Origin of the sequence: Atlanticothrix silvestris CENA357 (assembly GCF_016056295.1) — a bacterium.
Lineage (GTDB): Bacteria > Cyanobacteriota > Cyanobacteriia > Cyanobacteriales > Nostocaceae > Atlanticothrix > Atlanticothrix silvestris.
The window spans coordinates 19,602-28,344 of record NZ_JAECZB010000040.1; the positions used below are offsets into that span (position 1 = coordinate 19,602).

The following is an 8,743-nucleotide window of genomic DNA, read 5'->3' on the forward strand; positions in this document are numbered from 1 at the left end:
CCTCAAAAAATCTAATGAATTGAAACGTTATAAAGTCAAGCTAGTTTTTGTATTCCTATTGGTTTAGGTGTCGATGTTTGCTGTTGCAATTGCTCTTTTAACCAGTAGGAAAACATCTCGTTCAGTAACCTTTGCCGCATCGGCTCATCAAGCTGTGCTGGTATAAACTTTTCCAGCCGCACGATTAACCACCAATCACCGATATTGGTTGGAGGAGATAATTGACCGGGTTGACTAAGAGCAAGGATGCGGGCAAGTTGAGGATGAGGTGTACTCAAGGCTACTGGCCCCATTAAGCCACCAGTCTGAGCCTCTGCACCTTGAGAATATTGCCTTGCTAATTCCGCAAAGGATTGTTCACCTTCTAGCAGGCGGAAGTAAAGTTCTTGAGCAACAGCACCATCCTTAATGCGAATTAGAGAATAAACAACTTGGTCAAGTTTCGGTTTTAATTGGCGAAAGTGAGTTTCTAACTTGCTACCCCAGGTGGCTTTTTTGAACTTCTCAATTCTGAGGTTGCGAGTTGCTAAATCTAAAAATTGTGCTTCGCTCAGATTTTGCTGCTGTAACCAAGCTTGACGTTCAATTTCTGATGACAACTGATTTTGTTCGCAAAATTCTTGGTAACATTTGGCTTGTTCTTCGTTGGTACAGCTAAAAGGTGCGATCGCTTGATCAATGATTAGTTCTTGCTGAAGCTTTGGTAACAGTTGGTATTTACTCAAGAGGGGAAGAATATCTTGAGTTGTTAAGGTCTGATTATTAATTTGTGAAAGTTTGGCTGATAATTTCTCAGCTTTTTGATCTTGTCCACCAAATCCTTTGTGTTCTACAGTATCAACCAACTTTAACTTTGTCCCTTCCCACGGCGACACTAGTTTGCGCTCTTCTGATTGCTGTATCCATTGCAGATGTTGGGGTAATAGTTGCGCCAAATCATAACGCTCTAAAATGGTTTGTCTTGCTTGCGCCCTAATCGCCGCCATTTTATCTGGATGGTTGAGGGCTTCTAAAATGCGATCGCAGATTTCCTGTGGTGAAAAGAAATCTGCTAACAGTCCATTAACGCCATCTTGAACAACTTCAGCAACAGGCGCAGTTCGAGAACCTATCAGCAAACAACCTGCTGATAACACCTCCAACATTGACCAAGATAAAACAAAGGGACGAGTAAGATAAACGTGTGCCGCAGAAGCTTGCAAAACTTGTAGATATTCTTCGTAAGGCAACCAACCTGTAAAATGAACTCGGCTCAGGTCGAGATCATATTGTTCTAGCATTGCCTCTTTGTAGGTTTTGCCATCGCGCAGAGGCTTACCATAGGCGACGCGGTTTTCTCCGACAATCACAACATGGCAATTCGGGCGTTTTTGCTGGAGTAAAGCAACAGCCTCGATAAATTGGGGAAATCCCCGGTAAGGCTCCATACCCCGTGCTACATAAGTAACCAGTTCTTCAACGTGGGAAAGGTCTAGATTGATGCGCGGAAGAACTAACTTTGCTCCTGGTTTGGGACAGAAGAAGTTAGTATCGACCCCGTCATGAAGCACAGTAATTTTATTGTGGTACTCCAGAGGAAATTGTTGACGCTGCCAATAGGTAGGAGAAAGACCGCGATCGCAACTATATAGATCCTGCAAAATCGGCGCATTTTTAATTCTAATCCGGGCTTCATCATCCGTGGTCAGGCGATCGCTCGGATCAAAGTCTGCATCAGTACCATGAGCGTGATAAAACCACTCGAAATAACACAGTAACTTGGCTTGAGGAAAAATATCTTTGATAAATAAAGTCGGCCCCCAACCCGAATGACCATAGACTACATCCGGCACAAATCCCCGTGCTTTCAACTGCTCTGCCAGTCTGTACACGCCTTGGCCTTGAAGAACAGCATTTTCCAGAGGTCTGACGTAGTGGTGAGTTTCTGGCCGAGCTTCTCGTTTTGGGCTATAAACGACCCGATTGACACCAGGTAATTTACCTTCTTGGCGAGTAGTACCAAAAAAAACTTGATTATTTTTGTCCTTAGCTAAAGCAGCAGCTACATGACGAAATTGGGCAGGGAAATTGGGGTGCAAAAATAAAATTCGCATGGCTTTTGGATGGCTGGTGTCTTGCTTTTCCCAACTATGGGTAAGCAGATTCTCGATTTGATGAATCGAGAATCTTGCAAACAAACTTGGCGGATTAGTGATTTGAGGTTTTATACCAATTCGTGATTACGAAATTTCGACAGCATATAGGATTCTAGGTTTGAAGCTGTTGCCGAATTTTCGAGAATTGGTGTTTATTAAACTTCTCAGTCTGGGGAGCGTAGGGTGAACAATGCACACCATATCCGGATTCTGGAGGACAAATGCCCAGCCTACGTGTATTTGGAATTCAAAAGATTATAATTGAGGCTTAATCCGAAGAGTAGCTTAACAAGTTATCCACACTCTGTAGCTACTCTTCATGGTTGGGGCAACTATTAGGTGTGTGCTACTTGGCTGGAACCCAAGTAAACCACCTAGTTGCCCATTTCTTAGACAGGGGTATCAGTAACAAAATCTGTGGTGTCAAATCGTCCAGGAAGTCCCCCTTGCACAACTGCCAGAGTTTCGGCTTGAGAAATAGGAATGCCAGCTTCAGGAGTAACGTAGATCCGAGTACTAGCTGTAGCAACACCACCAACATTAAGATTGATACGCTGGAACGATAGTTGCTCAAATTCAATACCCTCAAGCAAGAAGAAGTCAGTACCATCCTGGAAGTCAGTAATCCAGTCACCAGCCGGAGGAGTTACGATTGGTTCACCTGGATCAATTGGCTCTGGTACAAAGTCTGTGAATAGTAATTGGAAGTAATCAGTATCAGTCCCGCCAGTCAAAGTATCACGCGCAGTTTGGGTTTCTGGGTCTTCACCGCCAAATATCAGGTCAATACCAGCCCCACCGATAACCCGGTCAACGCCAGCACCACCGTCGAGGAAGTCATCACCAGCACCGCCATTTAAAACATCATTACCAGCAAGACTTTCTTCAGCATCGAAGTCACCGTAGATGGTGTCATTTCCACCAAGTCCATTGAGGTTGTCAGCACCCTCACCACCATCAATGAAGTCACCATCAATACCGCCTCTGATGGTTTCCACGCCAGCGCCGCCCAAGAGGGTGCTAGTACCTGTGCCACCATCAAGAAAGTCATCACCATCGCCGCCATCGAGGTAGTCAATACCGTCTCCACCTAGAAGAGAGTCATCACCGGCATAACCGTAAAGAGTATCATCACCTTCACCACCCAAAATGGTATCAGCACTACCCGAAGCCAAGCTGTCAGCTTCACCATAAAGAGTATCATTGCCGGCTCCACCATCAATGTAGTCAGCACCGCCCGGAATGCTACCTTCTGTGTCGTCGCCGTACAGCACGTCATCATAGAAGCTACCAATTAAGGTGTCATTACCAGCGCCACCAAGTGCAGTGTCCTCAAAGCCACCATATACCCAGTCAGCACCCGCACCGCCATCTAAGAAATCTTTGCCATCAAGAGCATCGTCAATGGTTGTGCCGCCAATTAGGGTGTCATTACCAGCTTCACCATAGAGTGAGTCTTCACCCGCATCTCCAAATAGCCTGTCAGCACCATTACCGCCAAACAGCGAGTCTTTATCGTTACCACCTCGAAGCAGGTCATTTGCACCTAAACCATATAACTCGTCATCACCACCATTGCCACGAAGCGTATCGGCATTCGCAGTTCCTGTAAGGGTATCGGGCAGTTCTGTTCCATTTCTGATTGCCATAATCTACATCCTTATTGTTTTCCAACAGTATTTTGCTAGTTCACTTGAACGTGCTTGGTACACTGTATAACCTCAGTTGTTGCCAGTCTCACCATTCCCCCCTCTCCAAAAAAGAGGGGGAAATCAATCTTTGGTGAGAATAAATAGCAAAAAGTCATCAAACATATTCCGTAGAAACCCACGATTAAACATTTGTGATTGGAAAAGTTTTGTAATTTAGATAATGCAACAATGCAAAGATTGTTATTCGTAGGCTCGCCACAAGGCTAGAGGAATACGATTAACAACAATGCAATATTTCAAATCATGATGCGATCGCAGTTTTTCACTTGTTACCTTGCTTCATTAACTGAAGGTTTGTATTTTGTAACAAGCAATGCTGAACTTTCCCAGAGAAAATTCAGACAATAATATTGTTCCTCGGTTGTACAAGTTTGCTCAATAGATCAAATACTAAGCAAAAGCTTATTTTTTAACGTTGGTTAAATTCACGCAACCAAAAGAATCGGATTACGTTTTTAAGTCCGTAGCACCATTTCAGAAATAACACATGAAAGTAGAGCTATAAAAAGCCATTGCAACTTTTCTACCGAATCTAGCCGTAAACCAAAATACTTTAGATGAAGTATTTTTTTGAAATAGGATAAACACTTTAATATTATTAAGCTTAACTGTCAAATCATTTAAGCTAATTTGATTCATAAATATCACTTTTTCTACATCTATATATATATATATATATATAAGTTATATCTAGATATAGAAGAAGGCAGATAACTTTCTGCACTAAAAGGGATTACATTGGTTTTGAATGAACTTTAGAAATATAAGTGCCGCACTAGATATTATCATTGTCAAGCACTTTTCAAATTGAGTTAATAGTGAGTGAGGTTATTTATTCTCACTGTTAATGCTACGATAACGTCATATTTTGTTTTGTTTTTAAAATCAACTGAGATAGATAATAGCACCATTTTGAACTCTGTAAAATACAGTTGCACAAAAACCTATTTTTCTTACTTTATTATTACTTTTATAACTTTAAAATCAATTAAAACATTTTTTTCAAAAAGTAAAAATGAATTTGCTTTAAAAACCTACTTTTCTTACTTAGATAAAATACAAACCTAATTAAAAAACATTGTAATTTCTGAAATAAGTGTGATAAGTATAGTGATAAAGAAATCTATAGATACCTCGAAAAATTTGAGTTTCACTGTGATTAAACTAAGACACATCAGAACTTTATATTTGAGCTAATTAACTGTCTTAACTGTCTTAACTGTCTTGAATAGATTTGATCACAATTACAGCTGTCTTGAGTTGTATATTATTACTAAATATAAAAAATACGTAAATCTATTTAGATAGTAAATTTTGTTACCTGTGCAAAAACTCCCAGAAGCCGTAGAAAAAATTCTACAAGACAAGTCTCTCGGATACATTCAACGGTTTGTGCTTCATCAATCTTGGTTAGGCAAAACTTATAGTGAGATGGCAGAAGAATCTAGTTATGGTAGTGACTACCTTAAAGAAATTGGTTCTCAGTTATGGCAAGATTTGTCGAAAATGCTGGGACAGAGGATAACAAAAAAGAACCTACATTTAGTATTTGAAAAAGACCAGCAAGGCACAACATATACACAGGAATTGGTAGAAGAACCCAGCCTCAAAATGGTGCCAAATATCATCTCAGCCAGCAAAATAGACTTTCCCAGTGGGCCTATTCCTCTAAATTCTCCTTTCTATATCTTTCGTCCTCCTTTAGAAAGATTGACTTTTAACGAAATTATGCATCCAGGTTGCTTGCTACAAATTAAAGCACCTAGTAAGATGGGAAAAAGTTCACTGCTCAACCGAATAATTGCCCACGCAAAGCAGCAGGGTTATCATACAGTCTATTTAGACTTTCAAGAGGCTGATGAAACCCTGTTTACATCCCTAGATAAATTTTTGCGCTGGTTTTGCATTAATACCAGCAGACAGTTAAAGCTATTTCCTAGTCTGGATGATTTTTGGGATACAGAGATGGGCTGCAAGGTGAGCTGCAAAATCTATTTTGAAGCATACCTATTGCAATATCTTGATAATTATCCTATAGTCTTGGCTTTAAATCAAATCAGTCGTATTTTTGAACATCTCAATATTGCTCAAGATTTTTTGTCTATGCTGCGATTTTGGCACGAACAAGCCAAGCAAGATCCAACATGGGAAAAACTACGGATTATTGTAGTACATACAACTGAAATTTATGTACCCCTCAAACTCAACCAATCTCTGTTCAATGTAGGCCTAACTATTTCACTACCACCGTTTACCTTAGAGCAGGTAAGGAATTTGGCAGAACAATATGGAATTGATTGGGCAGCAAAATATCTAATACGTCTGCAAACCATGATTGGAGGGCATCCCTATTTAGTAAACTTAGCGTTTTATCATCTGCGTCAAGAGAACATAACGCTGGAACAATTACTAGATACAGCAGCTACTCCTGCGGGAATCTTCAGTCAGCATCTAAGAGGGCTTTTGACTCTACTACAAAAAGAACCGCAACTGATGTCAGCTATGCAACAAGTAGTAGCAATTGACGAAAGAGTAGAACTAGATGCAATCACAGCCTACAAACTAGAAAGCATGGGTTTAGTACAACTAGAAGGTAATCAAGCACGCATCAGTTGCGAATTATATCGACTTTATTTCCATCAACAATTAGGAAAACAAATTCAAATCCGATGAACCTTCATCAATATTAAGTTGGCGGTACATTAACCCGGATTTCTTACAAATAGATAAAAAATCGCGACAAAAACCAATACGGTTCGGATAAGTTGGGTAGGCTGGTGGGTTGGAAACTTCTCTTCAACCTCAATCTCCAGTTATTTTTACTTAAAAATTGGCTTTTGGTAACTTTTCAATTTGCTGAGTAAAGTATGCTTCTTCATGCTTAAGTTGTTGCGCTAGTTCTAATCCTTTTTGAAAAGCTGTTAATGCTTGGGGATAATTTTTGCGCTCTACATACATTTGCCCGATTTGATCATAAGCTTGCATTACCCCATAAAAATTGACGGCTCGCTCTTGTGTTTCTACGAGAATTTGGCTAGCTTGTAAAGCTTCTTCTATTTGACCTTGAGAACGATATAAGCCAATTAAGTTCTGTAAAGCTTCCCCAGCACGAGCGTACTGCTGCAATTGCCAAGCAGTAGTATAAGCTTCTTGATAGTTGTTAAAAGCTTCTCGCAGTAAATTAGGATCTGTTTGTCCTAAAGATTGATAATTATCGCCGATCGCTAGTTTTAATTCGGGTATTTCGGTAAGATTGTTTTCATTTGTGTAAATCGCTGCTAGCTTATTTAATGTATTTATTGTCTGCTGCGGTTGTTTTGACTGCTCGTAAATATAAGCTAGCTGTTGTAAGTATGCTAGTTGATTTAGACGATCGCCTGAATCTAAACTTAACAATTCCTCGTAGACATTCGCAGCTTGGGGATATTCAAACCAAGCTAGATGCAGTTCCCCAATTGTCTTGAGAGTTTGTACTACTGCGGCTGCATCTTGCTGTTGGCGTTCTGCTGCCAAAACTTGGTTATAAACTTCTAAAGCAGGTTTAGGCGATCGCACTTTTTGGTAAGCTTCACCTAGCGATCGCAAAAGTGGGATATCAACAGTTTTTTGGGATTGTGTCTGCTTTTGAATTGCTTGCAATCGTTGAGTAATATATTGTACCTGTTGGCGATCATTTTCATTCCAGGCGATCGCACCTACCCGCGACAGTGCTTGTACCTCTGCCAAAGAACCTAAAAAACGTCGCAAGCGTAGTTCCCGGTTCCAAGTTTCAAACGCTGCTACCTTATTACCTGCTTGCAGTTTCGCCGCAGCGTCTTGATTCAATAAATCCAGGGCTACCGCCAATCTTTGCTGTTCTTGGAGAGTTAATGGCTGTTTATCCGTTAAATTTGGCAACAGCGGATCGGGTGTAGTAATCTCTAATGGACTAGGAGGAAATTTATCCGGTTGTTGAGGCTTTTTACTCTGTGCCAGTGTCAAAGAACTGCTAAAGAGTATAGCGACAGTGATAGTAACACTTAAGCGCCGTAGCATAGGTACTTTACCTTACCTGAATAAGTCGCGTGGGGAATTGGTAATTAGTAATTACCTAGCTAAATGATGACGAAATTTTAAGAAAAATTCTCCACCAATACAAAAAATACCAATTTGAGCAAAACTAATTTTTATCATTCCCTATTCCCAAGCTCTACAATACTCCCAGATGATTTTTTAGCACCCAATTGCTCATCGGTATGACTAATTCTACAGATATTGCCACCTTAGCTCGATGGATGGCAGCTGATTTTAGCAATCAAGACCAAGCTTTTGAAAATCCGCCTTTTTTTGCCCATATTCGCGTTTGTATGCGTCCTTTGCCCTTAGAACTGTTATCAGGGGTAGGTTTGTTTGTGGAACAAGCTTATGATTATCAGCTAAACGAGCCTTATAGAATGCGGGTATTAAAGTTGGTAAATACAGGCGATCGCATCGAAATTGAAAATTACACTGTTAAACAAGAAGAAACTTTTTACGGTGCTTCCCGTGATTTGCAACGTCTCAATACTCTAAGTAGCGATCGCTTAGAAAAGTTACCAGGCTGTAACATGATTGTAGAGTGGACTGGTAACAGCTTCAAAGGCAGAGTAGAACCAGGAAAAGGTTGCATTGTTTTTCGCAAAGGACAAAACACTTATCTAGATAATGAATTTGAGATTAGCGAAGAGAAATTTCTCAGCCTTGACCGAGGACGAGATTTAGAAACCGATGAACATCTCTGGGGATCTATCGCCGGCCCATTTCATTTTGTGCGCTGGAACAGTTTTGCCGATGAGGTGAAGGTGTAGGGAAGCAGAGAGCAGAAGAGAGAACTTGTACAAAATATTCTCCTCTGCCCCCATTCCCCATGCCCCATTC

General features: G+C 40.6%; 5 protein-coding genes. 2 read left to right on the forward strand and 3 right to left on the reverse strand.

The genetic code is table 11. From position 1 onward, the window contains the following. Nucleotides 1-35 precede the first annotated feature (35 nt). On the reverse strand, nt 36-2,177 hold the full coding sequence (locus tag I8751_RS15095; RefSeq protein WP_225894169.1) for a glycosyltransferase: 2,142 nt from the start codon (nt 2,175-2,177) through the stop codon (nt 36-38). Nucleotides 2,178-2,524: 347 nt separating this feature from the next. After that, nucleotides 2,525-3,784, reverse strand: coding sequence for a calcium-binding protein (locus I8751_RS15100; protein WP_214439969.1), 1,260 nt, complete (start codon nt 3,782-3,784; stop codon nt 2,525-2,527). Between the two features lie 1,386 nt (nt 3,785-5,170). Between I8751_RS15100 and I8751_RS15105 the strand changes: the two genes are divergently transcribed. Further along, complete coding sequence (locus I8751_RS15105) at nt 5,171-6,520, forward strand: AAA-like domain-containing protein (protein WP_318780330.1); 1,350 nt, start codon at nt 5,171-5,173, stop codon at nt 6,518-6,520. Between the two features lie 150 nt (nt 6,521-6,670). Here the strand turns inward: I8751_RS15105 and I8751_RS15110 are convergent, their stop codons facing one another. Continuing rightward, nucleotides 6,671-7,882, reverse strand: a complete 1,212-nt coding sequence (locus I8751_RS15110) for a tetratricopeptide repeat protein (RefSeq protein WP_214439971.1) — start codon at nt 7,880-7,882, stop codon at nt 6,671-6,673. Nucleotides 7,883-8,082: 200 nt separating this feature from the next. Between I8751_RS15110 and I8751_RS15115 the strand changes: the two genes are divergently transcribed. After that, complete coding sequence (locus I8751_RS15115; RefSeq protein WP_214439972.1) at nt 8,083-8,673, forward strand: chromophore lyase CpcT/CpeT; 591 nt, start codon at nt 8,083-8,085, stop codon at nt 8,671-8,673. Nucleotides 8,674-8,743: the final 70 nt, after the last annotated feature.

Coding starts and splice junctions, on each gene's coding strand:
- I8751_RS15100 (WP_214439969.1), bottom strand. CDS start 3,784: ATGGCAATCAGAAATGGAACAGAACTGCCCGATACCCTTACAGGAACT.
- I8751_RS15110 (WP_214439971.1), bottom strand. CDS start 7,882: ATGCTACGGCGCTTAAGTGTTACTATCACTGTCGCTATACTCTTTAGC.
- I8751_RS15115 (WP_214439972.1), top strand. CDS start 8,083: ATGACTAATTCTACAGATATTGCCACCTTAGCTCGATGGATGGCAGCT.